Source organism: Rhizobium sp. GCM10022189 (assembly GCF_042656325.1).
Lineage (GTDB): Bacteria > Pseudomonadota > Alphaproteobacteria > Rhizobiales > Rhizobiaceae > Rhizobium.
Genome location: NZ_JBHSOR010000039.1, coordinates 252059 through 276697, shown reverse-complemented (window position 1 = coordinate 276697; position 24639 = coordinate 252059). Strand labels below are relative to the sequence as shown.

The 24639-nt window shown below is 61.3% G+C and carries 22 protein-coding genes; 15 read left to right on the top strand and 7 right to left on the bottom strand.

Annotated elements, in window-relative coordinates; translation table 11 throughout:
• Positions 1-150: 150 nt before the first annotated feature.
• Both katG and ACFPWW_RS16285 read left to right on the top strand, forming a co-directional pair.
• A complete protein-coding gene (gene katG, locus ACFPWW_RS16290) occupies positions 151-2334 on the top strand; it encodes a catalase/peroxidase HPI (protein WP_112570129.1) in 2184 nt (727 codons plus the stop codon).
• A 376-nt stretch (positions 2335-2710) separates the two neighbouring features.
• Positions 2711-4516, top strand: a complete 1806-nt coding sequence (locus ACFPWW_RS16285) for a diguanylate cyclase (RefSeq protein ID WP_377312530.1) — start codon at positions 2711-2713, stop codon at positions 4514-4516.
• A 25-nt stretch (positions 4517-4541) separates the two neighbouring features.
• Here ACFPWW_RS16285 and ACFPWW_RS16280 read toward each other — a convergent pair whose 3' ends face one another.
• On the bottom strand, positions 4542-4742 hold the full coding sequence (locus tag ACFPWW_RS16280; RefSeq protein ID WP_112570125.1) for a hypothetical protein: 201 nt from the start codon (positions 4740-4742) through the stop codon (positions 4542-4544).
• Positions 4743-5220: 478 nt separating this feature from the next.
• Between ACFPWW_RS16280 and ACFPWW_RS16275 the strand changes: the two genes are divergently transcribed.
• The gene (locus tag ACFPWW_RS16275; RefSeq protein ID WP_377312529.1) at positions 5221-6534 is read left to right on the top strand and encodes an MFS transporter; all 1314 of its coding nucleotides are present in this window, start codon (positions 5221-5223) and stop codon (positions 6532-6534) included.
• Positions 6535-6588: 54 nt separating this feature from the next.
• Here the strand turns inward: ACFPWW_RS16275 and ACFPWW_RS16270 are convergent, their stop codons facing one another.
• On the bottom strand, positions 6589-7335 hold the full coding sequence (locus ACFPWW_RS16270; RefSeq protein WP_113497142.1) for an SDR family NAD(P)-dependent oxidoreductase: 747 nt from the start codon (positions 7333-7335) through the stop codon (positions 6589-6591).
• Between the two features lie 456 nt (positions 7336-7791).
• Between ACFPWW_RS16270 and ACFPWW_RS16265 the strand changes: the two genes are divergently transcribed.
• The 10 genes from ACFPWW_RS16265 (at position 7792) to ACFPWW_RS16220 (ending at position 18293) form a co-directional block, all read left to right on the top strand.
• Complete coding sequence (locus tag ACFPWW_RS16265) at positions 7792-8580, top strand: GntR family transcriptional regulator (RefSeq protein WP_112703522.1); 789 nt, start codon at positions 7792-7794, stop codon at positions 8578-8580.
• Complete coding sequence (kduI, locus tag ACFPWW_RS16260; protein WP_377312528.1) at positions 8570-9406, top strand: 5-dehydro-4-deoxy-D-glucuronate isomerase; 837 nt, start codon at positions 8570-8572, stop codon at positions 9404-9406. Before ACFPWW_RS16265 ends, kduI begins: the two co-directional genes overlap by 11 nt.
• A 5-nt stretch (positions 9407-9411) precedes the next feature.
• On the top strand, positions 9412-10167 hold the full coding sequence (kduD, locus tag ACFPWW_RS16255; protein WP_377312527.1) for a 2-dehydro-3-deoxy-D-gluconate 5-dehydrogenase KduD: 756 nt from the start codon (positions 9412-9414) through the stop codon (positions 10165-10167).
• 87 nt (positions 10168-10254) lie between these two features.
• Positions 10255-10938, top strand: coding sequence for an amino acid ABC transporter permease (locus ACFPWW_RS16250; RefSeq protein WP_377312526.1), 684 nt, complete (start codon positions 10255-10257; stop codon positions 10936-10938).
• A gap of 8 nt (positions 10939-10946) precedes the next feature.
• On the top strand, positions 10947-11600 hold the full coding sequence (locus ACFPWW_RS16245; protein ID WP_377312525.1) for an amino acid ABC transporter permease: 654 nt from the start codon (positions 10947-10949) through the stop codon (positions 11598-11600).
• Entirely contained in the window at positions 11584-12312 is a 729-nt protein-coding gene (locus ACFPWW_RS16240; RefSeq protein WP_377312524.1) for an amino acid ABC transporter ATP-binding protein, read from the top strand. Before ACFPWW_RS16245 ends, ACFPWW_RS16240 begins: the two co-directional genes overlap by 17 nt.
• A 109-nt stretch (positions 12313-12421) precedes the next feature.
• Positions 12422-13216, top strand: coding sequence for a transporter substrate-binding domain-containing protein (locus ACFPWW_RS16235; protein ID WP_377312522.1), 795 nt, complete (start codon positions 12422-12424; stop codon positions 13214-13216).
• 224 nt (positions 13217-13440) lie between these two features.
• Positions 13441-17067, top strand: a complete 3627-nt coding sequence (locus tag ACFPWW_RS16230) for a hydantoinase B/oxoprolinase family protein (protein ID WP_377312520.1) — start codon at positions 13441-13443, stop codon at positions 17065-17067.
• Positions 17068-17089: 22 nt separating this feature from the next.
• On the top strand, positions 17090-17620 hold the full coding sequence (locus tag ACFPWW_RS16225) for a winged helix DNA-binding protein (RefSeq protein WP_377312518.1): 531 nt from the start codon (positions 17090-17092) through the stop codon (positions 17618-17620).
• A 115-nt stretch (positions 17621-17735) separates the two neighbouring features.
• A complete protein-coding gene (locus tag ACFPWW_RS16220) occupies positions 17736-18293 on the top strand; it encodes a DsbA family protein (RefSeq protein WP_377312516.1) in 558 nt (185 codons plus the stop codon).
• Here the strand turns inward: ACFPWW_RS16220 and ACFPWW_RS16215 are convergent.
• Positions 18290-19558 carry a DUF763 domain-containing protein gene (locus tag ACFPWW_RS16215; RefSeq protein WP_377312515.1) on the bottom strand — a complete coding sequence of 423 codons (1269 nt, stop codon included), beginning with the start codon at positions 19556-19558 and terminating at the stop codon, positions 18290-18292. The genes ACFPWW_RS16220 and ACFPWW_RS16215 overlap by 4 nt on opposite strands.
• Before the next feature lie 213 nt (positions 19559-19771).
• Between ACFPWW_RS16215 and ACFPWW_RS16210 the strand changes: the two genes are divergently transcribed.
• Both ACFPWW_RS16210 and ACFPWW_RS16205 read left to right on the top strand, forming a co-directional pair.
• Positions 19772-20350: a BA14K family protein gene (locus ACFPWW_RS16210; protein ID WP_377312514.1), complete on the top strand. Its 579-nt coding sequence runs from the start codon at positions 19772-19774 to the stop codon at positions 20348-20350.
• A gap of 185 nt (positions 20351-20535) precedes the next feature.
• A complete protein-coding gene (locus ACFPWW_RS16205) occupies positions 20536-21015 on the top strand; it encodes a hypothetical protein (RefSeq protein WP_377312513.1) in 480 nt (159 codons plus the stop codon).
• Here the strand turns inward: ACFPWW_RS16205 and ACFPWW_RS16200 are convergent.
• The 4 genes from ACFPWW_RS16200 to ACFPWW_RS16185 all read right to left on the bottom strand — a co-directional run bounded on the left by ACFPWW_RS16200 (position 21012) and on the right by ACFPWW_RS16185 (position 24560).
• Positions 21012-21635 carry a response regulator gene (locus tag ACFPWW_RS16200; protein ID WP_112753809.1) on the bottom strand — a complete coding sequence of 208 codons (624 nt, stop codon included), beginning with the start codon at positions 21633-21635 and terminating at the stop codon, positions 21012-21014. The genes ACFPWW_RS16205 and ACFPWW_RS16200 overlap by 4 nt on opposite strands.
• Position 21636: 1 nt before the next feature.
• Positions 21637-23025, bottom strand: a complete 1389-nt coding sequence (locus tag ACFPWW_RS16195; RefSeq protein WP_112703530.1) for a sensor histidine kinase — start codon at positions 23023-23025, stop codon at positions 21637-21639.
• A gap of 58 nt (positions 23026-23083) precedes the next feature.
• Positions 23084-23254, bottom strand: a complete 171-nt coding sequence (locus tag ACFPWW_RS16190) for a hypothetical protein (protein ID WP_377312511.1) — start codon at positions 23252-23254, stop codon at positions 23084-23086.
• Between the two features lie 328 nt (positions 23255-23582).
• Positions 23583-24560 carry a glycosyltransferase gene (locus tag ACFPWW_RS16185; RefSeq protein WP_162702909.1) on the bottom strand — a complete coding sequence of 326 codons (978 nt, stop codon included), beginning with the start codon at positions 24558-24560 and terminating at the stop codon, positions 23583-23585.
• Positions 24561-24639 lie beyond the last annotated feature (79 nt).

The window sequence follows — 24639 nt, the reverse complement described above, 5'->3', positions numbered from 1 at the left end:
ATTATCACACGCATCCGATAAAAAGGAACAAGAGGGAGGATGCGTGCCGACCCCGATCGAACCGGGCAAAGCCCGGGCACGCAATCAGGCCCAATAGTTCAACGGATAGGGCGGCTGTCGAACGGTCGTCTGGAGCAACAGGAGAAAACTATGGACCAGAAACCTGACAGCACGGGCAAATGTCCCGTCGATCATTCCGGAGCGCGCGGCAGGCGCAATCGCGACTGGTGGCCGAACCAGCTCGACCTGCAGGTGCTTCACCATCATTCCGCCCTTTCCAATCCGATGGGCAAGGATTTCAATTATGCCGAGGAGTTCAAGAAGCTCGATCTCGATGCGCTGAAGAAGGATCTTCATGCGCTGATGACCGATTCGCAGGACTGGTGGCCGGCAGACTTCGGCCATTACGGCGGTCTCTTCATCCGCATGGCCTGGCACAGCGCCGGCACCTATCGCATCACCGACGGTCGTGGTGGCGCCGGTCAGGGTCAGCAGCGCTTTGCACCGCTCAACAGCTGGCCTGACAACGTCAACCTCGACAAGGCCCGCCGCCTTCTCTGGCCGATCAAGCAGAAATACGGCAACAGCATTTCCTGGGCCGACCTTTTGATCCTCACCGGCAACGTCGCGCTCGAATCGATGGGCTTCAAGACCTTCGGCTTCGCTGGCGGCCGTGCCGATGTCTGGGAGCCGGAAGAACTCTATTGGGGTCCGGAAGGCACCTGGCTCGGCGACGAGCGCTATAGCGGCGAACGCGAGCTGGCGGAGCCGCTCGGCGCCGTGCAGATGGGCCTCATCTATGTCAATCCGGAAGGCCCGAACGGCACGCCCGATCCGCTGGCTTCCGCGCGCGACATTCGCGAGACCTTCGCGCGCATGGCAATGAATGACGAAGAAACCGTGGCGCTGATCGCCGGCGGCCATACCTTCGGCAAAACCCACGGCGCCGGCGATCCGTCCTTTGTCGGTGTCGATCCGGAAGGCAGCGAGCTCGAGGCCCAGGGCCTCGGCTGGGCGAGCAAGTTCAACAGCGGCGTCGGTCGTGATGCCATCGGCAGCGGCCTGGAAGTCACCTGGACGACGACCCCGACCAAGTGGAGCAATAATTTCTTCTGGAACCTGTTCGGCTATGAATGGGAGTTGGAAAAGAGCCCGGGGGGTGCCCATCAGTGGGTCGCAAAGGGCGCCGGCGCCACTATCCCGGACGCCTTCGATTCCTCGAAGAAGCACCTGCCGCGGATGCTCACCTCCGACCTTGCGCTACGCGTCGACCCGATCTACGAGAAGATCTCGCGCCGCTTCCTCGAAAACCCGGATCAATTCGCCGACGCTTTCGCCCGTGCCTGGTTCAAGCTGACCCACCGCGATATGGGGCCAAAGGCCCGTTATCTCGGCAAGGAAGTCCCGGCAGAAGACCTGATCTGGCAGGACGTCATCCCGGCCGTCGATCATCCTCTGATCGACGACAAGGATATTGCCGATCTCAAGGTTAAAGTCGCTGCTTCCGGCCTGACGGTGCAGGAACTGGTTTCGACCGCATGGGCGTCCGCGTCGACCTTCCGCGGCTCCGACAAGCGCGGCGGCGCCAACGGCGCTCGCATCCGCCTTGCGCCGCAGAAGGACTGGGAAGTCAACGAACCGGCGCAGCTTGCCAAGGTTCTCGGCGTTCTTGAAGGCATCCAGAAGGACTTCAACGCGGCACAGACCGGCGGCAAGAAAGTGTCGCTCGCCGACCTGATCGTGCTAGCCGGTGCAGCCGGTGTCGAAAAGGCTGCGAAGGCCGGCGGTCACGATATCGTCGTGCCGTTCACCCCCGGCCGTATGGACGCTTCGCAGGAGCAGACGGATGCAGCTTCCTTCGCCGCGCTCGAGCCGCGCAGCGACGGCTTCCGCAACTATGTGAACGGCAAGCGCCTGCAGTTCATGAAGCAGGAAGAAGCGCTCGTCGATCGTGCCCAGCTGCTCACGCTGACCGCGCCTGAAATGACCGTGCTCATCGGCGGCCTGCGTGTGCTGACGGTGGGCAAGCCGGAGCATGGCGTCTTTACCTCGCGTCCGGAAACGCTGACGAACGATTTCTTCGTCAATCTGCTGGACATGGGTACCGTCTGGGCGCCCGTTGCCGGCAAGGAAGGCGTTTACGAGGGGCGTGACCGCAAGACGAACGAACTCAAGTGGACCGGCACTCGTGTCGATCTGATCTTCGGCTCGCACTCGCAGCTTCGCGCGCTCGCGGAAGTCTATGGCCAGTCCGATGCCAAGGCCAAGTTCGTGAAAGACTTCGTTGCAGCCTGGAACAAGGTCATGAACGCGGATCGCTTCGATCTCGTCTGATCGGAATTCTGTCTGGACGCGGCATCCTCGCCGCGTCCAGACATAGACTGCGGTCGGATTTCCGGCCGGATCGCATTGCGTTCCGGCCATCATTGCAATCCGCATATCTGTAAGCTGCCAACCGGGCGAATCGAGCCCTTCGAATTCGCAGCCCCGGCTCTTCGATCATCCTGACTGAAACCAATCCCGGCATCGACGCGTTCCCCGGCAACGGCTTTGGTTTGCCGTGATTGACCACCGGGTTGCGGCCCCGATACCTCTCGGTAGTGATTTCCCGCTAATAACATCAGCTGTTACTCGCAAACGGCCATAGCAACAGCGGTGTGTCAGAGATGCCTTTAGTTGTCCTTCAACCCGATTTCGTTAGCATGGCGCCATGAGAATAAGGACGATCACCAACTGGGCTTACGGCATTACCGTGATCCTCACGGCGCTTTCGGCTGCCGCCTTCATCATGTCGTCGCGCAGTGCCGAGGACGAGCGGCGCGCGGTTGAGGAACATCTCGCGCTCGATACGCTGACCGAACAGCTTGAGACAGGCGCCGAGGTTTCCAGCGATGAGGCGCGGCTCTACGTCATGCGCGGCGAGCAGCGCCATCTCGATGCCTTCAAGGCGGAGACGGAGAGCGAACGGCAGCGCGAAACGGCGGCCAAGCAGATTGCGGCAAGAGACATATCCGTCGTGGAACGGAACATTCTTGCGGATATAGACAGGCAGGCCGAGGCGCTCAATGCGGTCGAGGCTGCCGCTGTCGATACCTTCCAGAAGGGCGACCGGCAGGCGGCGCAACAGGTGCTTTTCGGACCGGAGCACGAACGGCTGCAAACGGCCCTGCTGGAATCGGCCGGTTATTTGCGCGATATCACGGCGACGCGCACGGGAGCGGCCCTCGACGATGCGCGCCGGCGCAGCGATCAGTGGAGTTTTGTTGCCAAGGTCATGCTGGCGATGACCGGCCTGCTCTTCCTTGCCGTCCTCTACTTTATCCTGCGGCGTCGCGTGGCTGTGCCTCTGGTCCGCATGACCGGCATCGTGACCCGGCTCGCCAGGCAGGATTATGCGGTCGAGGTCCCTGACGACCGCCGTCGCGACGAAATCGGCGAGATGAACGAGGCAATCCAGATCTTTCGGGAAAACGGACTTGAGCGTGAGCGCCTGGATGCGGAGCGACGGGCTGACCAGCATACCAAGGACCTCATCCTTCAAATGATGCATCGCCTTCAGGCCTGTGAAAATCAACAGGAACTGGCCGGAGTGGTCGCGCGCTTCGCGCCGCAGATCTTTCCGGGCATTGCCGGAAGTCTCTATATTCTCAACGAGGATAAGTCCGCACTCGCGCAGGCCGGCACATGGCTGGAGCCTGTCAACGCGCAGACGGCCTTTCCGGCCAATGCCTGCTGGGGTCTGCGGCGCGGCCGACCGCATATGAGCGGCGCGGGCGACGGCGACGTGCCCTGCCAGCATGTCGAGGGGAGTGGCGTTGCGGCCTCCTGCCTCCCTTTGACAGCACAGGGCGATATGATCGGTCTTCTCTATCTCGAGGAACGCCACGGGCAGACGCCCGTGCTGGACAATGCCCGTCTCTATCTGGAACTGATCGCCGAGAACGTCGGATTGGCGGTCGCCAATCTGCAGTTTCGTGAGAAGCTGACCGAACTTGCCATTCGCGATCCGCTGACCGCGCTCTTCAACCGTCGTTTTCTCGATGACACGCTGCATCGAAGCGGGCGCGACAATGGTCAAGAGCCGCTCGCCTGCCTGATGATCGATATCGACCATTTCAAGCGGTTCAACGACCAGTTCGGTCACGACGCCGGCGACATGGTCATGCAACATGTCGGGCAGGTGCTGCGCAGCACAGTTGCCGGTTTCGGCAGCGCGTTCCGTTTCGGCGGGGAAGAATTCACCGTTCTTTTGCCTGACTGCAGCGAAAGGGACGGATTCGAATTCGCCGAAAAGGTGCGGGCACAGATCGGCGGGGCGGCACTTTCGCACTCCGGTCAGATCATCGGAGCGGTGTCGGTATCGATCGGTGTGGCGACATCACCTGCGGGAGGCACCGTCGATACGCTTGTCAGCCGCGCCGACGCGGCCCTTCTCGACGCCAAGGCAACGGGCCGCAACAAAACTGTTCTTGCAAGCAGTCTGAGCAGGCCGCCGCAGGAAACGCTGCACGCCTGAAATCGACCGGGAAGCGATAGGCCGGTCAGTTGCCGACGATGCCATGCGGCGCATGTTCGGCGATCTCGCGGGCTGCGCCGTAGTCGCGTTCGTGCGCGGAGCGGAAGCGATGTTCGGTGCGGCCGGTCAGATCGCGGTAGTAGCGGTCGGTCATGCCATCGGCATAGGTGCCGGTATCGGCGCCGAAATCTTCGGTCGACGGCTTGATCGAGAAAAACTTGAACATTTTCAGGGTCCTCCACAGCGTGCTGCCAACACGCGGACGTGTCGCTCTGTTCCTTCTATAAGACGTTTATAATGAAAAAATTAACCATGTTTAAACAAACGGCAGGGATGTGAGGTTCATGCCGCATGATTTCTTAGGATTGTCATGCCTGCTGCAAAAGGAACATCGGCAATTGCCGCAGCGATACGCCACCGGCAGTCCCTCCTTTGACAGGACCGAGGCAGGGCCGACATTGGCGCAGGACGTTTCGCGCGATGCCTCCTCGATCCCGTCTTGAAACGGTTTTCACCAGGAGCCGATGGATAGCGAGATGCCCGCCGATACCGCAAATGGACGACCGGCTCGCGGGTTTTCCAATTCGTCCGCCACATCGGCATCGGCTATGGAAGCAAAAGGGCGGCGCATTGACTTGCCTTATTCGCGACGATCGTGAGTATGGACCCGACAGGCTTGATGCCTTGGCTGAGCGGGGAGAAGAATGGCCACCATTACGATTGATGAGGCGCTCGACCAGGCGGGTGCCGGCCGATTTCAGGTCCGGTTGATGGGCATCTTCGGATTGGTGTGGGCCGCCGACGCGATGCAGGTTATCGCGGTCGGATTTACGGCGACGTCGATCGCGGCGAGTTTTGAACTGACCGTGCCGCAGGCGCTTCAGACCGGGACGGCTTTCTTCCTGGGAATGTTTCTCGGGGCTCTGGGATTCGGCAAGCTCGCGGACCGGATCGGGCGACGCCGGGTGTTGATTGCCACCGTCCTCAGCGACGCCGTCTTCGGCACGCTGTCGATCTTTGCCCCCAGCTTCGCGATACTCCTGGTTTTGCGGTTCCTGACAGGCGCTGCCGTCGGTGGAACGTTGCCGGTGGATTATGCAATGATGGCTGAGTTTCTGCCGGCAAAGAACCGTGGCAGATGGCTCGTCCTGCTGGAGGGCTTCTGGGCGGTGGGAACACTCGTCGTGGCGTTCGCCGCCTGGATACTCAGCCTGTCGGGCGTTGCCGAAGCCTGGCGGTTCATTTTTGCCGTGACTGCGGTTCCGGCGTTGATCGGTTTCGGCCTCCGGTTTTTCGTGCCGGAATCACCGCTCTTTCTCCTTCGCACCGGACGGAACGACGAAGCAAAGGCGATCGTTGAACGGATCGCGGCTGTCAACGGCCGCAATCCGCTCGGTGAAGGAGTCGATGTCTCGTCAACACCTTCCGTGAAAGGTGCCGGCATTTTCTCCGGCGAGTTGAGGCGGCGCACCATTCTGATGCTCGCGATCTGGTTTCTGGTGTCCATATCCTATTACGGGATATTCACGTGGATGCCGCCCAAACTTGCCGGTGACGGCTTCGGCTTTGTTCGCGGATACGGCTTTCTGGTGCTTATAGCGCTGGCTCAAATACCCGGCTATGCATTGGCTGCCTATGGCGTCGAGGCATGGGGGCGTCGTCCGACGCTGGTGGCATTCTGCATCCTGTCGATGATCGGGTGCCTTCTCTTCGTCTTCGGATCGTCCGGCCTCGTGATCGGAGCCTCGTTGCTGATCATGAGTTTTGCTTTGCTTGGAACATGGGGCGCGCTCTACGCCTATACGCCTGAACTCTATCCGACGACTTCAAGGGCGACTGGCATGGGTGCGGCAGGGGCGATGGCGCGGCTTGGCGGCCTGCTCGCTCCATCGCTGATTGCGCTGTTTGTAACGCAGAGCTTCGTTCTGACCATCGGCATTTTTGCCGGCCTGCTGTTATTGGCAGCCATCGCCGCTTTGTTCGTTGATGCCGAAACGCGCAGTGTTTCGCTCGCATAACGCCGTGCATTCACATGTCGTCATCGTTGGAGGGGCGGTGAGTATGGGCCTTCTTCAGTAGGTTGTTCGTCCGCCGCTTAGGTCGAAGGTCGATGCAGTCGTGAAAGAATTCTCCTCCGACAGGAGCCAGGCGACCATCGCCGCGATTTCCGACAGTTCCGCGAAACGATCCCGCGGAATTCTGACCCGCATGTATTCGATGAATTCGGGTGTCAGGCCGTCGAGTATCGGCGTCTTCGCCGTTGTGGGAGTGATGGCGTTGACGGCGATTCCCGTCTTTGCAAGCTCTTTACCCAAGGATTTGGTGAAGCCGAGCACGCCTGCTTTCGCAGCACTATAGGCTGCGATGTTGGGGTTGCCCTCTTTTCCGGCTACCGACGAAATGTTGACGATCCGGCCATAGTCGCGCTTCAGCATCACCGGAACGACATGGCGGCAGCAGTTGAAGGTTCCTGTCAGGCAGACGTCGATGACGTTCCTCCATTCCGTGGCGTCATATTCGATCGTCGGTTTTACCTTTCCCGTAATTCCTGCAGAATTCACCAGGCAATCGATCCGCCCGAAAATCTCCTCTGTTGCCGAAGCGACCTGGCCGACGAGATCGAAATCCGTCACGTCGACCTCGAATGCGCGGGCATTCGGACCGAGTGCGGCGGCACTGTCCGTCGAGCGGCTGCCGTTTGAATCCCAGAGGGCGACCTTTCCGCCGGACTGAATTACCCTCTCGGCGATCGCGTAACCGATCCCCTGCGCGCCACCGGTGATGACGGCGACCCTGTCTTTCAAGTCGATGGAATTCATGAAGCGCTCTCCTCCGCCACGTTTCAAATGTACCTCCTCCAAAGCCGCAACTCCGGAATTCTCGTGAAGCTGGCTCTCCAGATTGAAGGCCGAAAGAGGGTCCCGGGAGGCGGATGCGCGATGATCCTATCGATCTGCAGGCGTCCTGCCACCAGAAAGTTCGGCGACAGGCTTCGATCGGTCGCAAGCTGGCTCTTTCGGCCAGCGGTCGCGCGGCGGCGGCAACGCGCTGTCGATGTACGTCTCTGTAAAACATTGAAAAGTATAAATTAAATACGATCAGGAAGCGAGCCGGTCCGGGCGATATCCCCATTTCCGTCAAGTTCGGTTCAAGTCGTGAAAGCCGCTTGCCAGAAGTTGGATACTAATATATTACTTCTTTCATCAGGCCGAAGGGAGGCGGTTTCCGATGACATCAAGCGCCAGATTTTCGATCCTTTCAGGCGAGCGCGCGCGATGAGTTCGCTTTCCGGCATCACGCGCAAGAAGCGCTCCCTGCAGGGCGTGACGGTACTTTCGCACCAGCGGGCGGCGGCTCCGAGGGCAGCAACGCTCGTCTATAATGCGCTTCTCGACGACATCGTTTCGCTGCGCCGCAAGCCGATGGAGCTCCTGAACGAAAAGGAGCTGGAAGCGCAGTTCGGGGTCAGCCGCACGCCGATCCGCGAGGCGATCATCCGGCTTGCCGATGACGGGCTCGTCGATGTCTTCCCGCAATCGGGCACGTTCGTTTCGCGCATTCCGCGCCGTGCGCTCTACGAAGCGATCCTTGTGCGCAAGGCGCTGGAAGACACGACGGTTTCGATCGCGGTCGAGAAGATGACGCCGGCCGGCTTGAGAGCTCTGGAGCGCAATCTCTCGGATCTCGATGCGTGTCACCGTGAAGGCGATGTCGCGAAATTCCACGTCGTCGACAATGATTTCCACCAGCTTATCAGCAGCATCGCGGGCTTTCCCGGCATCTGGGCGATCATCCAGCAGGTCAAGGTTCACAGCGACCGCTATCGCCTGCTGACGCTGCCGCAGCAGGGCCGCCTGGCGCGTGTCATCGAGGAGCACGCCGCCGTCATCGATTGCATGCGAGCCGGCGACAAGGACGGGGCGAAGGCCGCCATGGAGTTCCATCTCGGCAAGCTGCTGCATGAAGTCGAAAAGGCCGAGATGCTCGACCCAGCCTATTTCATTGAGGATGCCCCGCAGATGGGGGCATCCGGAGGAGAGAAGGACAATTCCAATGCAGATTGACGTACGACACGCCTCCCACCCCGAAGCGGTCCGCGGCTTCGATACGGAAACGCTGCGCCGTCACTTCCTGGTCGAAACGGTGTTTTCGCCGGGTGACATCAGGCTGACCTATTCGCATTACGACCGGATGGTGATCGGCGGTGCTGCGCCGCTCGGCACCGGTCTGGCGCTGACGGCGCCCAAGGCGATCGGTCAGGACACGTTTCTCGCGGAGCGTGAACTCGGTGTGCTGAATGTCGGCGGTTCCGGCCGCGTGACGGTTGACGGCTCCAGCTACACGCTGGCGAAATATGATTGCCTCTATATCGGCAGAGGCGCCGTCAATGTCGCTTTCGAAAGTGCCGATGCCGGCAATCCCGCAAAATTCTACCTCGTCTCGACGCCTGCTCATGCGAGCCACCCGACGGTGCTTCTGACCCGCGACAAGGCACGACATCTGACGCCGGGCGAGGCTGCCACCGCCAACAAGCGCTCGATCTACCAGTATATTCATCCGGAGGTTTGCCAGTCCTGCCAGTTGACCATGGGCTTCACCAGCCTGGAGACCGGCAGCGTCTGGAACACCATGCCGAGCCACACGCATGACCGGCGCATGGAAGCCTATCTCTATTTCGACCTCGACGCCGACCAGCGCGTCTTCCATTTCATGGGCGAACCGCAGCAGACGCGTCACATGCTCGTTGCCAACGAGCAGGCGATCATCTCGCCCCCGTGGTCGATCCATTCCGGTGCCGGCACCAAGAACTACAGTTTCATCTGGGCCATGGCCGGCGACAACAAGAGCTTCACCGATATGGATCATATCGCCATCGGGGATCTCAGGTGATGGCGATGCAGGCTCTTTTCGATCTCTCGGGAAAGACCGCCGTCGTCACCGGCGCCAATACCGGCATCGGGCAGGGCATTGCCGTCGCGCTTGCCGAAGCCGGCGCCTCGATCGTGGCTGTCGGCCGCTCGTCCATGGACGAGACGGAGGCCCCTGTCGCGAAGGCGGGCGTGAAATTCCATGTCATCAAGGCCGATCTCGGCACGATCGAGCCGGTCAAGCCGATCGTTTCCGAGGCGCTGGAGCGTTTCGGGGCGCTCGACATCCTCGTCAACAATGCCGGCATCATCCGCCGTGCCGACGCGATCGACTTCACGGAAGAAGATTGGGACGCGGTGATGAACGTCAACCTGAAGACAGCCTTTTTCCTGTCGCAGGCGGCTGCCCGCCACATGCTCGAAAACGGGCGCGGCAAGATCATCAACATCGCTTCGCTGCTCTCGTTCCAGGGCGGCATCCGTATCCCGTCCTATACGGCCTCGAAGAGCGGCCTTGCCGGGCTTACCCGCCTGCTTGCCTGCGAATGGGCGGGCAAGGGTGTGAACGTCAACGCCATCGCACCCGGCTATTTCGTGACCAACAACACGACGGCGCTGCGCGAAGATCCGGATCGCAACGCGAGCATTCTGGCCCGTATCCCGGCGGGCCGCTGGGGTAAGCCCGGCGACATCGGCGGTGCTGCCGTGTTCCTGGCGTCGGCTGCGTCCGACTACGTGCACGGCACGGTTCTACCCGTCGATGGAGGCTGGCTGGCGCGCTGACGCGACAGCCGGAAGGAGACATGACGCCTTCCTCAAGGGAAGGCGAGGTCGCGTCATCGGATTGGCGTGGCCGGAATGGAGGAGGACATGCAGTACCAGTTCGATTTTGCGGCCTTGCTGCCCTATTGGAGCGATTTCCTCTCGGGTGCGTTCGTTACGATCGAGATCACCGTCTTTTCGGTCGTCATCGGTCTGGTGATCGGCGTTGCCTGCGCCATCGCCCGCCGCTCGAACATCGGCCCGCTGCGGACCCTCGTCGGCATCTATGTCGAGACCGTGCGCAACACGCCCTTCATCGTGCAGATCTTCTTCATCTTCTTCGGCCTGTCCTCCGTCGGCATCCGCCTGCCGATCATCGCGGCCGCCGTCTTCGCCATGGTCATCAATGTCGGCGCCTATACGGCGGAGATCGTTCGTGCCGGCATGGATTCGATCCATCCGAGCCAGATCGAGGCGGCTGAAGCGCTCGGCCTTTCGAAGCTGCAGATCTATCGCGACATCATTCTCCTGCCGGCGATCGAACGTGTCTATCCGGCACTTTCCAGCCAGTTCATCCTGATGATGCTGTCGACCTCGATCGCTTCGCAGATTTCTGCCGAGGAACTGACGGGTGTCGCCAACGACATCCAGTCCAACACGTTCCGGTCGCTGGAGACCTATGTCGTCGTCGCGGTCCTCTACATCGCCATCACCTATCTGATGAGGGCGGGCTTCTACGGCCTCGGTCTCATCGCCTTCCCGCGCCGCCGCCGGCTCGGCACGTCGCTCTAGAGATTGCCATGCTCGGTGGGTTTTCCTTCAATCACCTGATCTATCTGCTGGACGGCCTTGTCTGGACGGTCGTTCTATCAGCGCTCGCCTTCCTGCTCGGCGGCATTGCCGGCTTCTTCGTCATGCTCTGCCGCATCTCGCGCTTCCCGTGGCTGCGGCGCGCAGCCCTCATCTACATCCAGATCGTCCAGGGCACGCCCCTCCTGATCCAGATGTTCATCCTCTATTTCGGTCTCGGGGTGGTGAACATCTCGGTACCGCCGCTGGTGGCGGCCGGTCTCGGCATGATGATCTATTCGAGCTCCTATCTCGGCGAGATCTGGCGCGGCTCTGTCGAATCCATCTCGCGTACCCAGTTCGAGGCCGCCGAATGCCTCGGCCTGACGCGCTGGCAGGCGTTGCGCGACGTGATCCTGCCGCAGGCGCTGAGGATCGCCACGCCGCCGACGGTCGGTTTCCTCGTCCAGCTCGTCAAGAACACCTCGCTCGCCTCGGTCGTCGGCTTCCTGGAGCTGACGCGTGCGGCGCAGGTCATCAACAACTCCCTGTTCCAGCCCTTCCTGGTCTTCGGCATCGCAGCGCTTCTCTACTTCGCTGTCTGCTATCCGCTGTCGGTCTGGAGCCGCTCTCTCGAGAGGAAGCTCAATGTCGGTCGCCGTTAAACTCGCCAATGTCGTCAAGCGCTTCGGCGCGCTGGAAGTGCTGAAGGGCGTCTCTTTCGAGATCAACGCTGGCGAAGTGGTGGCGCTGATCGGCCAGTCCGGCTCCGGCAAGAGCACGGCGCTGCGCTGCATCAACCGGCTGGAGACGATCCAGGACGGCTCGATCGAGGTCTGCGGCCATCGTGTCGAAGATCCGACGCTCGATCTCAGGACATTGCGCCGCGATATCGGCATGGTGTTCCAGAGCTATAATCTCTTCCCGCATATGACCGTTGCCGAAAACATCATGCTGGCTTTGCGCCGCGTGAAGGGCATGCGCAGGGATCAGGCCTTCGAAATCGCCGAGCAGGTGCTCGCCAAGGTCGGCCTCTCGGAAAAGATCGATGCCTATCCGGAGCAGCTGTCCGGCGGCCAGCAGCAGCGCGTGGCAATTGCCCGATCGCTTGCCATGCAGCCGAAGGTGATGCTGTTCGACGAGGTCACGTCCGCCCTCGACCCGAAGCTGACGGGCGAAGTGCTGCGCGTGATGGAGGATCTCGCGCGCGGCGGCATGACGATGATCGTCGTCACCCACGAGATGGGCTTTGCCAAGCGCGCCGCCAACCGTGTCATCTACATGCACACCGGCAAAGTCTGGGAGACCGGTGACGCCGGTATCCTGAGCAATCCGCAGACGCCTGAACTCAAAGAATTCATGGCCGCAGAGCTTTAGACCCCGTCATCGTGGGAGGAAATTGCCTGTCCCGGATGAGCCGGCGCAGGTTTGAGTGGAGGCCCGGCAGAGAGCGGGCAGAGGCAATCAGGTAGAGGAGACTTGGAGTATGCCGAAGACAATGATTTCGAAACTGGCACTGTTGGCGGGTGCGGGCCTGCTGGCGCTGGCAAGCGTTGCCCATGCCGATGTGCTCGACAATATCAAGAAGGCCGGCAAGGTGCGTATCGCGGTCGCGATGGGCATTCCGGAATATTCCTTCGTCGACGAAAACCTGCAGCCGTCGGGTTCCGATATCGAGACGGCCAAGCTGATCGCCAAGGATCTCGGCGTCCAGCTCGAACTGGTGGAAATCACCAATGCGGCCCGCGTTCCGTCGGTCCAGACCGGTAAGACCGACATGGTCGTCTCCTCGCTCGGCATCACCGAAGAGCGAAAGAAGGCGATCGATTATTCCGTTCCCTATGCAACGCTCGCCCTTGTCGTCGCCGCTCCGCCGAGCACTGAGATCAAGGGATATGCCGATCTTGACGGCAAGCGCATCGGCGTCACCCGTGCCACGACGAACGACCAGGACATTACCGCCAACGCGAAGGGCGCCAATATCGTCCGCTTCGAGGATGATGCGACGCTGATCACCTCGGTCGTTTCCGGCCAGGTCGATACGGTTTCCAGCCAGTCTGCCGTCATCAACGGCATCAACAGGAAGATGGCCGATCATCCGCTGCAGGTGAAGTTCACGCAGAAGGAGACGGTTCTCGGCATCGGCATCCCGAAGGGCGAAACCGGTCTCAAGACCTGGCTCGACCAGTGGGTGAAGACCAATTTCGACAACAAGGTGCTGCGGGATATCTATCGCAAGTATCACAATGCCGAACTGCCCGACGATCTGACCTTGCGCTGATCGGACCGGGCTGCCGGCGCCGGGCGCGCCGGGCATCAGCCATTGGCTATTTCTGCAGGTCTGTCGCCGCGGCTTGAGGGCCGCGGCGTTCGATTTTCTGCGTTCCAATGTTGGACCTTTGCTGCGCTGCCAGCGATCAACGGTGGCGGCTCCGTCTTCTACAAAACGTTGACGATTTATCGATAATTTCTTAGTGATATCGGAAACGAACGGCGGAGGCGATTTTGTCGGGCATTGCGGCTGGTAGCTGGGACTTCTGGATCGACCGTGGGGGTACTTTCACCGACATTGTCGGGCGCGATCCCTCCGGTGCACTTCACGCGCGCAAGGTGCTGTCCGAAAACCCGGAAGCCTATCGCGATGCTGCCGTTCAGGGCATTCGTCTGCATCTCGGCCTGACCGCAGGTGAGGCGATCCCCGCCGGACTGATCGGTGAGGTGCGCATGGGCACGACCGTCGCCACCAACGCGCTTCTGGAGCGCAAGGGTGAGCGTCTGGCGCTGGTAACGACGAAGGGTTTCCGCGACGCTCTGCGCATCGGCTATCAGGAACGTAAAAAGATCTTTGCGACCGAGATCATCAAGCCTGAAGCGCTCTATCAGGATGTGGTCGAGCTTGACGAGCGTGTTCTGGCTGACGGTACGGTCGAGACAATGCTTGACGAAACCGCGACCGGGGCAGCGTTGCGCGATCTGCGCGCGAAGGGCTACCGCGCCGTCGCCATCGTCTTCATGCATGCCTATAAATATCCCGAGCATGAGGCAGCGGCTGCGCGCATTGCCCGCGCGATCGGCTTCGAACAGGTTTCCGTCAGCCACGAAGTCTCGCCGCTGATCAAGCTGGTCGGCCGTGGCGATACGACCGTTGTCGATGCTTATCTTTCGCCGGTGCTCGGCCGTTATGTGCGCCAGGTCTCGGATGAACTCGATGTTGCAAGGACCGGTGCCCGCGTCATGTTCATGATGTCCTCGGGCGGCCTGACGGCAGCCGATATGTTTCAGGGCAAGGATGCCATCCTCTCCGGCCCCGCCGGCGGTGTCGTCGGCCTTGCCAAGACCGGCGAGCAGGCGGGCTTCGGCCATGTGATCGGCTTTGACATGGGCGGCACCTCGACCGATGTCGCGCATTTCGACGGGGAGTATGAACGCGCCTTCGAAACGGAGGTTGCCGGCGTGCGCGTTCGTGCGCCGATGATGCTGATCCACACGGTGGCTGCCGGCGGCGGTTCCATCCTGCATTTCGAGAGCGGCCGTTTCCGAGTCGGCCCCGATTCCGCCGGCGCTTATCCAGGTCCTGCCTGCTATCGCAACGGCGGACCGCTTGCGGTGACCGATGCCAACGTCATGGCCGGCAAGCTGCTGCCCGATTTCTTTCCGGCGATCTTTGGCCCGAACCAGGATCAGCCGCTCGATGTCGAAACGGTGCGGCAGAAATTTGCCGAACTGGCAGCCGAGATCGGTGACGGCCGCCGCCCGGAAGAAGTGGCTGACGGGTTCATCCGCATTGCCGTCGCCAACATGGTCGAGGCGATCAAGAAGATTTCCGTTCAGCGCGGTTATGACGTGACGCGTTATGCGCTGAACTGCTTCGGTGGCGCCGGAGGCCAGCATGCGTGCCTCGTGGCAGATGCGCTCGGTATGAAAAGCATCCTCCTGCATCCGATGTCCGGCCTGCTGTCGGCTTACGGCATGGGCCTTGCCGATATCCGCTCCACCCGCCAGAAAGCGCTCGGCGTGCCGCTCGACGTGGCTGCACCGGCCGCGATTGCCGCGCTTGGCAGGGAATTGCAGGGCGAATGCCAGCCAGAGCTGGCGGCGCAGGGCGTCGAGGCCGGGAAGATCAAGACGGTATTGCGCGCCCATATCCGCTATGCCGGCACCGATACGCTGCTGGCCGTCGAGGCATTGTTCCCTCAGGACGACGATGCTACGCGCCTTCGCCGGGAATTCGAGCTGCTGCACAGGCGCCGCTTCGGCTTTGTTGCCGAGAACAAGCCGCTGGTTGTCGAGGCCGTCGAGGTCGAGTGCATCGGCGGCGCGGCCGCCGAAATCGACGTCGATCGCGGCGAAGCGGGGGAGGGCGAGGCTTCGCCCGTCCGGCGAACCCAGTTCCATTCGCAGGGCGAAAGCCATGATGCGGCAGTCGTCCTGCGCGATCGCATCCTTCCCGGCCAGACCGTGACCGGGCCGGCCATCATTATCGAGCCGAACCAGACCATCGTCGTGGAAGACGGCTGGCAGGCGAAGCTGACGGCGCGCGATCATATCGTGCTCACCCGCATCAAGGCGCTGCCGGAACGCGCGGCGATCGGCACCAAGGCCGATCCCGTCATGCTGGAGATCTTCAACAATCTCTTCATGTCGATTGCCGAACAGATGGGCGTGACGCTGCAGAACACCGCCTATTCCGTCAACATCAAGGAACGGCTCGATTTCTCCTGCGCGGTCTTCGATGCGGGCGGCAATCTCGTCGCCAATGCGCCGCATATGCCGGTTCATCTCGGTTCCATGGATGCGTCTGTTGCGACCGCCATCCGCGAAAATCCGGTCATTCATCCGGGCGACGTCTTCCTGATCAATGCGCCCTACAATGGCGGCACGCATCTGCCTGACCTGACCGTCTGCACGCCCGTCTTCGACGATGCCGGCACGCGCATCCGTTTCTGGGTGGCAAGCCGCGGCCACCATGCCGATATTGGCGGCATCTCGCCGGGCTCGATGTCGCCGCTCGCGACGCATATCGAGGAGGAAGGCGTCTATATCGACAATTTCAAGCTGCTCGATCGCGGCACGTTCCGCGAGGACGCCCTTGCCGATCTCTTGACCGGTGCGCGCTATCCGGTGCGCACCCTGGCACAGAACGTCAACGACCTGAAGGCGCAAGTTGCCGCCAATGAAAAGGGCGTGGCGGAACTGAAGAAGATGATAGCGCTCTTCGGCGAGGACGTGGTCGATGCCTATATGGGCCATGTGCAGGACAATGCTGCCGAAAGCGTGCGCCGCGTGCTCGACCGCCTGCCGGACGGCGAGTTCTCCTATGAGATGGATCAGGGCTGCAAGATCGTGGTCAAGATCTCCATCGACCGCGAAAAGCGCGAAGCGACGGTCGATTTTACCGGCACGTCTACCCAGCGACCCGACAATTTCAATGCGCCGGCGCCGGTGACGCGCGCTGCGGTCCTCTATGTTTTCCGCGTGCTCGTCGAAGCGGATATTCCGATGAATGCCGGCTGCCTGCGGCCGATCCGCATCGTCATTCCCGATGGCACCATGCTGACGCCGGCCTATCCGGCAGCCGTCGTCGCCGGCAATGTCGAGGTCAGCCAGGCCGTGACCAATTGCCTGATCGGCGCCGTCGGCGCCATGGCCGCAGCTCAGGGCACGATGAACAACCTGACCTTCGGCAACGAAAAGTATCAATACTACGAAACCATCTGCTCCGGTGCGCCGGCAGGCCCCGGCTTCAATGGCGCCGATGCCGTGCATACGCACATGACCAATTCGCGCCTCACCGATCCGGAAATCCTGGAGAGCCGTTTCCCTGTCGTGCTCGAGGATTTCCATATCCGGCCGAATTCCGGTGGGCGGGGTCAGTGGCACGCCGGCAATGGCACGCAGCGCACGATCCGCGCGCTTGAGAGATTGGAATTTGCCATTCTGTCCGGTCATCGCCGCATCGCCCCCTTCGGGCTGAAGGGAGGCGAAGACGGGCAGACCGGCCGCAACTATGTGCGCCGCAATGACGGCACGATCGATGAACTGATCGGTGCTGCCCATACTGTGCTGGAAGCCGGCGAAGCCTTCACGGTCGTCACCCCCACAGGGGGCGGATACGGGCCGCGAAACGCTTGAGAATCGGGATTGGGAGAGTTCGATGGACAAGGCAAAAGAACAAAGGGCGGGCCGCGATCTGATCGTGTCGTCTGCCCATCTGGCGCTCGGCAGTTCGCCGGCTCTCTCGGAGCTCGAATACGGATCGATCCTCTTCTCTCACGCCTTCAATCGCTGGATCGTGCGCTGCATGGCGGCGGCCGGCGTGCCAAGCCTGTCGCCGATCGAGATCTTGATCATCCACTCGGTGCGCCATCGCGACCGGCCGAAAACATTGTCCGATCTCTGCCTCGTGCTCGACATCGAAGACACGCATGTCGCCAATTATGCGGTGAAGAAGCTCGATGCGGCCGGGCTGGTCAATACAGGGAAATCCGGCAAGGAGAAAGTGATCCAGGTCACTGACAGGGGCCTGGAAGCGCTGGCCCGCTATTCGGAAATCCGCGAACGGCTGCTGGTGGAGGCGACGAAAGTCTCCGGCCTTTCTCAGGACGATCTCTCCGGAATAGCTTCCCATTTGAGGGCTCTGTCGGGTTACTATGAGCAGGCCGCGAGATCGGCGGCGACCCTGTGAGAGGCAATGCAAGCGAGCTGCCGATCCCGTCTTTCATTTGCAATAGGAAAGCCGTATCACCTGCATCGCTGGTAAAGCTGGCTGACGACAAGCTCCGGAACAGAAGGATGCAAACATGACGACCACTTCCTGGCACGCAGATCCGCTCGTTTGGGGTGTGGGAGCGCGCGTGTTCGAGGCTTTCCTGGAGCCGACCTGTCCCTATTCCGTCCGGACGTTCAACAAGCTGGGCACGCTGCTGGAACTGGCCGGTGAAGACAAGATCACCGTCAAAATCCGCCTGCAATCCCAGCCTTGGCACTTGTTTTCCGGCGTCGTCGTGCGCTGCATCCTGGCAGCATCCACGCTGGAAGGCGGCAAGGAGACTGCGAAGAAGGTCATGGCGGCCGTCGCTGCCCATCGCGAGGAGTTCGAGTTCGAACGGCACGCGGGCGGTCCCAACATGGATGTTACGCCGAACCAGCTCATCGAACGCCTGGAACGCTACAGCGGTGTCGCGCTGAAAGAAGCCTTCGCCATTGCCGATCTCGACCGCGAAATCAAATGGCACTGCAAGTATGCCCGTCAGAACGGCATTCATGTCTCGCCGACATTCATGATTGACGGGTTGGTGCGTCCGGAGATGAGCAGCGACGACGACGTCGAGGCCTGGGTCAAGCTGCTGATCGGCTAGTTGTCTCGTCGCTTTGTCGGCTCCGGCGGAAGCTCCCAGCCGAAGACGCTGCGGCCGCCGAAATCGGAGGATTGCCGAAATTCGCCGGCGACGATTTCCTTAAGGTCCGGGCCGGTGACATAGCGCTCCATGGAGCGAGACTGATCGTCGAGCCGGCGCAATGCCTGCAATTCTTCCTCGCGGCCAAGCTTACCCTTCAAGACGGCCGATTTCATCACGCTGATGGTTTCGTCATAGACTTTCAGTGGCACGGGGAAGGGATGCCTGTCCTTGCCGCCGTGGGCGATGGAAAACCGGGCGGGATCGGAAAAGCGACAGGGCGCCCCGTGCACGACCTCGGCAACGAGCGCCAGTGCCTTGACCGTACGGGCGCCCATACCGGGCACGAGAAGCAGATCTTCGAAATCGACCGGCCCGCGATCGGCGGCCGCGGCAAGATTGCCGTGCAGCCGCTTCATATTGATATCGCTCTCGCGCACATCGTGATGTGCGGGCATGATGAGATGCGGCAACATCGGCTGTTCTGCCGGCTCCGGCGCGGGTGCCGGATCGGTGGCCAGAGCCAGAGCGGCCGCCTCGCGGATAATGCGGTCCGGCCCAAGCGTTGCGAGAAGATCGAGTTGATCGCGGCGGGATTTCTCCGCGCGCCGATCGGCCAGGTTGACGATCTCGCCCTGCGAGCGGCCTTCGATGGCCGCATGCGGGGAATTGACGAAACTTTCCAGTCCTTCCGAAAGCCAGTGATAGCGTCGCGCCTGTCGCTTGTCGCCATTCATGCCCTGCTGGACAATCACCCAATGGCCGTCGTCAGCGACGATGAAGCCGTGGAGATAGAGGTCGAAACCATCCTGAACCGCGGCACTGTCCACCTTGGCGACCAGGCGGCTCGTCTTGGCAAGGCCGGCACCGTCAATCCCGACGCGATCGCCGATCGCGACCAGCTCATCCGGTGTCTTGCGCGATTGCGCGCCGCGTCCGCCGCAGACATGGAGACCTAGTTCCTTCGAACGTGGTTTCAGTCCCCGTTTCAGCGCGCCCAGCACGCTTGTCGTGATGCCGGAAGAATGCCAGTCCATGCCCATGACCGCGCCGAAGGACTGAAACCAGAAGGGATGGGCGAGCCGGCGCAGGAATTCGTCGCGTCCGTAGTGGTGGACGATTGCTTCGGCAATCAGTGCGCCGAGCGTCGTCATGCGGTTGCCCAGCCACGGCGGCACGCGCCCTCCGTGAAGGGGAAGGTCGGCGCTGCCTGCTCTCTGCGACATGCTTCCTCTTTCTGGCTGTAATCTGCGGCACGACCGGATCGCCGGACAAAACAGCTATCCGTCAAAATAGGGGCGATGGCAATAAATTCCTATCCTATCAGTCCGTTCCACCATTTCAGGCGAACAAGAAAAAAACACGATTTTCGTCCCGTCCGCGGAACCGAAACCCGGTGCTCCCGATTTCTATAGGGATCGGGAATGGGAGATCGCGTGATGAAGTCGCTTGCTGCACCGTCCATCTGCCTGGCTCTGGCGGGGGCCGTCGTGGCTGGCGGTCTCGCAATTGCGTCTCGCGGGTCCGACGAAGCCAGGCCACATCATTTCGCCAATCTTGATGCACCACTCTGGACGACGACGCCCACGCGCGTCGATCCCAAGAAGCAGGATCACGAGCGCCTTCCGCCACTTCAGGCCGCAACCGAAGCTTCGCCTTCAACACCCGCCAATCTGGTTGGCGTAGCAGCCATCGCGCCCCCAGATCCGACCGTGACGGGGGCAATAGAGCAGCCGAAGCAGGAATGGATGGCCGACGGCCGACATCTCAGCCTGTGCCAGCAGCGCTACCGTTCCTACAATGTGTCTGACAATACCTACCAGCCCTATAGCGGCGGTCCCCGCAGGCCCTGCGTGATCGGAGGGGCGGAGCGTTCGGCGGAATTGCCGGCGGCAAGTACAGCCTCCAACCCGCATATGGCGTGGTGCGCTGCCCGCTATAGTTCCTATCGCGCTTCGGACAACACGTACCAGCCGTTCACCGGGCCGAGACGTCCGTGCGTTTCTCCTGTTATCTGAAAGACGCCCCTTTATTCCCCCCGGAGACGCGAGCGCCATGTGCGGCTGTTGTCTGACCCGGGACCAAAGTCCCAGACCGCCTGGTACCTATGTCCGACCGTCTTGCAATTTCGGAACAAGCGGTCAATCTCGTGCTTCCCTTTTTCAGCAGACAGGTCGGGACGACGAGGTAAAAGGCCAGGACGATGGTAATCTCCAAGCGCAATTTTCTGAAGAGCGTCGGCACAAGTGTTCTTGCCGTTGCGACGCTTGCGCCGCTGAAGGTGGAGATTACGGGGTTGTTCCCTTCGATCGCTAGCCAGGCAGCATTCGCCAAGAATGAGAACGGCAATGGCAAAGGCAACGGAGGAGGCAACGGAAAGGGGAGCGGTAACGGCAACGGCGGCGGCAATGGCAATGGCGGCGGGAGCGGAAACGGCAACAGTGGCGGCGGGAACAGCCGATCCGGTACGAGCGGGTCCGGCAGTACGGGCAATACGCCTGCAGGAACAGGAACACGCGCAACCGAAGATGCCGGCGGCTCCATCGATATCCGTCACAAGAACGGGATAACCGAAACCCTTCGTGGCGGACGCTACATCATGCGCGATTCGAAAGGGCGCACAATCGTCAACCGCCGCGCGACATCATCCGACAGCCGGCGGCTCACGCAGCTGCTGCGCTAGTGTTTTTCGTGCCATCGCAAGGCGGCTTCCGTCCTGTTCGTGACGCCGAGCTTTGTCAGGATCTGTGTCATGTGGTGCTTGACCGTCTTTTCCTGCAAATCGAGGCGCAAGCCTATATGCTTGTTTGAAAGGCCCTGGGCGACAAGGTCCATCACCTCGCGCTCCCTCGGGGTGAGCGTGTCCTTGTCCGATGTCTGGCCGCTCAAGGAATATTCCATGACCTTGGCCGACATTGTCGGCGACACGTAGCGGGTTCCCTTGAAGACGGTTCGGATTGCTTCGGCCAGGCTGCGCGCGCCGACACCTTTGAGGACATAACCCTTGGCTCCACGCTGAAGTGCTGCGACCAGCGTGTCCACTTCCTCCGAGGCCGTGAGAATGAGGATCCTGGTATCCGGGCTCAGGGAAAGGATTTCGTCGATAACGGAAAGCCCGTTTCCGGGCATTGATACATCGAGAAGCAATACATCCGGACGGGCATTGGAAGCGATCATGGTCGCGTCACCTGTGTTGGCGCCCTCTCCAACCACGACAAAATCGCTGACTTCCGAGAGGCTGCGGGTGACGCCCTCACGAAACAAAGGATGGTCATCCACGACGGCGACCTTGATGGGTGTCATGCTATTCCTCCACTTCCATGGGCGCGAAGGTCATGGTGACAGTCGTTCCGCCTTCTCCGGTTTTTATGTCGAATTCGCCGCCAAGGCTATCGATCCGCTCCCTGAGCCCCGCCAGACCAAGGCTCGCCGGCGCTACCACTGCCGGGTCAAAACCCTCGCCACGGTCGCTGACTTCGATGCGGACGCCGCCGCCATGGGATGTTGCCCTGACGGCCTGCTGGATGCCGCCCCCGTGACGATAGGCATTGTTGAGTGCCTCCTGAACGAAGCGGTAGATACAGATCTTGAGGGCGGGGGCAAGCTCCGAAACGTCTTCGTCGATGGTCGTGTCGACGACGGTGCCGGTCTTTTGCTGATGGGCCTCGACGACCCGTTTGACGATTTCCGCAATCGAATCTTTCTCGATTTGCGGCAGCACCAATCCCTTGCAAATGTCGCGGATCTCCTTCATCGCCTCTGCGAGGCTCGAGCGGATCCACGCTAGTTCTTTCTCGCGTGCCTCCGGCTGGGTGGCGGCATCGATGAGCAGATTGCTGTCGAGGCGCAACGAGGCATAGGCGATATATTGGGCGGGGCCATCGTGCAGATCCGCGCCGATGCTGCGCAGATAGGTTTCGTTCAAGGCTGCGGCGCGCTGGGAAGAGAGGCGCAGCCTGCGTTGCAGGCCGCGGTTTTCGGCAAGAAGTGCGGAGAGCTCGTCCACTCTGGACTTCAGCGCTCTTCGCTGGACCTCGATCGTGCGGCTGCCGCGGAAAACGAGAATGGAAAGAACGAGGAAGAAGATGGCGGTAAGGCCCGCCACCGCCAGCCAGCTCCACAGCCTTGCCCGTATGAGACTGTCGTCCAGTCCTTCCGCCGTCTCGTAGAATTCGAGTACCGCTACAGCCTCCCCGGACCAGGGCTGCAGCACCGGATTGTAGATTTCCATCAGTGCCCGTCTAAGATCGCGCTCTGTGGCGCTTTCCGGGTCGCTTGCGACTTCGTAGCGTGCGACCAGCTTGCCCGCAAATGCCTGCGCGAGCTTGCCGTTGACCGGGAACCTCTTTCCGACCAGTTCTTTTTCATTGGCATAGAGAATTGTGCCGTCCCGACGCCACAGCTTGAACGACACGAGGCGGCGGCCAAGCGCGCCTTGGCCAAGTGTCTCGTCGAGCGCCCGGGCACTTGCCTCATCGAGCAGCGATTCCGTCTGCATGTCCGGAAGCAGGGGCGCGACCACACTGTCCACGTAGAGCGCGGTCGCTGCACCGGAATTGTGAATGACGGCGTCCTCGATGAGATGGGTGACGATGAGCCCGATCACGAACATTGCTGCAAGTGAGACGAGCCCTCCCATGATGAAGAACTGGGAGGCAAGGGAGCGGGCGTTCCAGCGTGTAAGCCAGTGCATTTCCAACCTGAGCTGCTACGGTCCATTCAAACTATCGCGCCGGCTGGATTTTTCCAGTTTACCGGACATTGACCATGCTTGCGTGCGGGATGCTGCCGATCAGCTGGTCGGTACCACCGCACATCGCGGTTCCGAAGACATAAAGCATGACGGCGAGAATGACGATGAATGCCAGCAGAGGTGCATTCCAGGCGGCGGAAATTTCCGGGATGTCGTTCCTGTCGTCCATGGCTGAGAACTCCTTTTCTGTGAGGAGCCGAACGGGCGGAAAGACAGTGCGTACCGAACCCGGGACCTCAGTCGGGGCGGTATCGGACCAAGGACCGGGTGGCCTCGACTGAGGTCCGGAGGCAACGAGGTATGCGGGTGCTTTGGCAGCGGTCAAGGGGGCTGCCTCAAAAGCCAAAGGCGGAGAAAATGCTCTCCAAGCTTGTCGTCGGCGCGGTCATGACCGCGTCTCTCATGTCGGTCGTTGCGCTGGCCCGGTCTGCGGCGGTCAACGGTGCGGTGCCCGGCACGATCGTCGGCGGCCCGGTTGGCGCTGACGTGATCGACCGTCAACGCGACAGGGCTTGCCAAGGCGCAAGTCTTCCGAAGACGTTGGCGACGGCCGAGAGCGAAGCTGCCCGCATGCGCAACAGCCTCTGCCGGCGTAGAGCGTCGACGCGGGTGCCCGGTGCCTTCGAAAGCGCCGCCCGGGCATCCCTTACCGGTTCCACCAGGCTGGCAGCGACATCCGGCAAGGTATCCACTTCGGCCTCGAGGCGTTCGAGATAGGCATTGAGCCCATCCGCCGCGGCTTGTCGCAGCCGCCGGGTCGGAGCGTTGCGGAGCTTGCGTGTCGCCCAGCGCAAATGTTCTTCAGCGTGCCGATGCAACGCCTGTGGATGCTTGTAGGCGCGGTGGTCGCCGAGCATGTCGGCAACGAATGCGACTTCCCCGAGTTCGCCGCAGCGCCACCAGAGCTCCATGTCCTGCAGATATTGCCAGGCGGGATCCCAGCGTCCGGCCTTGAAGAAAACATCCGTGCGGATCGTTGCACCCGGCATGGCGACCATATTGTTGAGCAGCAGCAATTCCCGAAACGCCTCGCCGCTGTTGCTGTAACTCCAGCCGAAGCGGCGGCCGGGAATGGGATCGCCCTCATAGGTGATCTGCCGGAAGCGGCCATGGATCAGGGCGGGGTGGCGCATTGCCGCGCGCCCGATGGCGCGAAGTGCCCCGGGCGCGAGGCGGTCGTCGGCATGCAGGGTGACGAGGTAATCCGCGTTGGCGCCGGCGGTATAGGCGCGATTCCAGTTATCCGTGCGTGGCACTGTGTCCCGGTGCAGGGCTGGTTTCAAAAGGGGGGACGAGTAGGACGCGATCATTTCCCGGCTGCCGTCCGTCGAGCCGTTGTCGCAGACATGCACCTCGAAGTCCGGATAATCCTGTGCCAGGGCGCTGTCGAGCGCTTCGGCAAGTGTCTCGGCATTGTTGAAGCAGGGTATGATGATGGCGAGAGAGGGTAGTTTGCTCGATGTCCCGGCTGTCATGGTAAACTCCCGTTTTGCTAGGTCTCCTGATCCTGCGAACATGTGTCCGGGGATCGTCGGCAACGCTCTGCATGCCTCT

Bases quoted from the DNA above. Each gene is read 5' to 3' on its own strand.
- ACFPWW_RS16205 (WP_377312513.1), top strand. From the start codon at position 20,536: ATGGTAATCTCCAAGCGCAATTTTCTGAAGAGCGTCGGCACAAGTGTT.
- kduI (WP_377312528.1), top strand. From the start codon at position 8,570: ATGCAGATTGACGTACGACACGCCTCCCACCCCGAAGCGGTCCGCGGC.
- ACFPWW_RS16270 (WP_113497142.1), bottom strand. From the start codon at position 7,335: ATGAATTCCATCGACTTGAAAGACAGGGTCGCCGTCATCACCGGTGGC.
- ACFPWW_RS16250 (WP_377312526.1), top strand. From the start codon at position 10,255: ATGCAGTACCAGTTCGATTTTGCGGCCTTGCTGCCCTATTGGAGCGAT.
- ACFPWW_RS16240 (WP_377312524.1), top strand. From the start codon at position 11,584: ATGTCGGTCGCCGTTAAACTCGCCAATGTCGTCAAGCGCTTCGGCGCG.
- ACFPWW_RS16235 (WP_377312522.1), top strand. From the start codon at position 12,422: ATGCCGAAGACAATGATTTCGAAACTGGCACTGTTGGCGGGTGCGGGC.
- kduD (WP_377312527.1), top strand. From the start codon at position 9,412: ATGCAGGCTCTTTTCGATCTCTCGGGAAAGACCGCCGTCGTCACCGGC.
- ACFPWW_RS16200 (WP_112753809.1), bottom strand. From the start codon at position 21,635: ATGACACCCATCAAGGTCGCCGTCGTGGATGACCATCCTTTGTTTCGT.
- ACFPWW_RS16220 (WP_377312516.1), top strand. From the start codon at position 17,736: ATGACGACCACTTCCTGGCACGCAGATCCGCTCGTTTGGGGTGTGGGA.
- ACFPWW_RS16210 (WP_377312514.1), top strand. From the start codon at position 19,772: ATGAAGTCGCTTGCTGCACCGTCCATCTGCCTGGCTCTGGCGGGGGCC.
- ACFPWW_RS16215 (WP_377312515.1), bottom strand. From the start codon at position 19,558: ATGTCGCAGAGAGCAGGCAGCGCCGACCTTCCCCTTCACGGAGGGCGC.
- ACFPWW_RS16195 (WP_112703530.1), bottom strand. From the start codon at position 23,025: ATGCACTGGCTTACACGCTGGAACGCCCGCTCCCTTGCCTCCCAGTTC.
- ACFPWW_RS16280 (WP_112570125.1), bottom strand. From the start codon at position 4,742: ATGTTCAAGTTTTTCTCGATCAAGCCGTCGACCGAAGATTTCGGCGCC.
- ACFPWW_RS16190 (WP_377312511.1), bottom strand. From the start codon at position 23,254: ATGGACGACAGGAACGACATCCCGGAAATTTCCGCCGCCTGGAATGCA.
- ACFPWW_RS16275 (WP_377312529.1), top strand. From the start codon at position 5,221: ATGGCCACCATTACGATTGATGAGGCGCTCGACCAGGCGGGTGCCGGC.
- ACFPWW_RS16245 (WP_377312525.1), top strand. From the start codon at position 10,947: ATGCTCGGTGGGTTTTCCTTCAATCACCTGATCTATCTGCTGGACGGC.
- ACFPWW_RS16285 (WP_377312530.1), top strand. From the start codon at position 2,711: ATGAGAATAAGGACGATCACCAACTGGGCTTACGGCATTACCGTGATC.
- katG (WP_112570129.1), top strand. From the start codon at position 151: ATGGACCAGAAACCTGACAGCACGGGCAAATGTCCCGTCGATCATTCC.
- ACFPWW_RS16265 (WP_112703522.1), top strand. From the start codon at position 7,792: ATGAGTTCGCTTTCCGGCATCACGCGCAAGAAGCGCTCCCTGCAGGGC.
- ACFPWW_RS16185 (WP_162702909.1), bottom strand. From the start codon at position 24,560: ATGACAGCCGGGACATCGAGCAAACTACCCTCTCTCGCCATCATCATA.
- ACFPWW_RS16225 (WP_377312518.1), top strand. From the start codon at position 17,090: ATGGACAAGGCAAAAGAACAAAGGGCGGGCCGCGATCTGATCGTGTCG.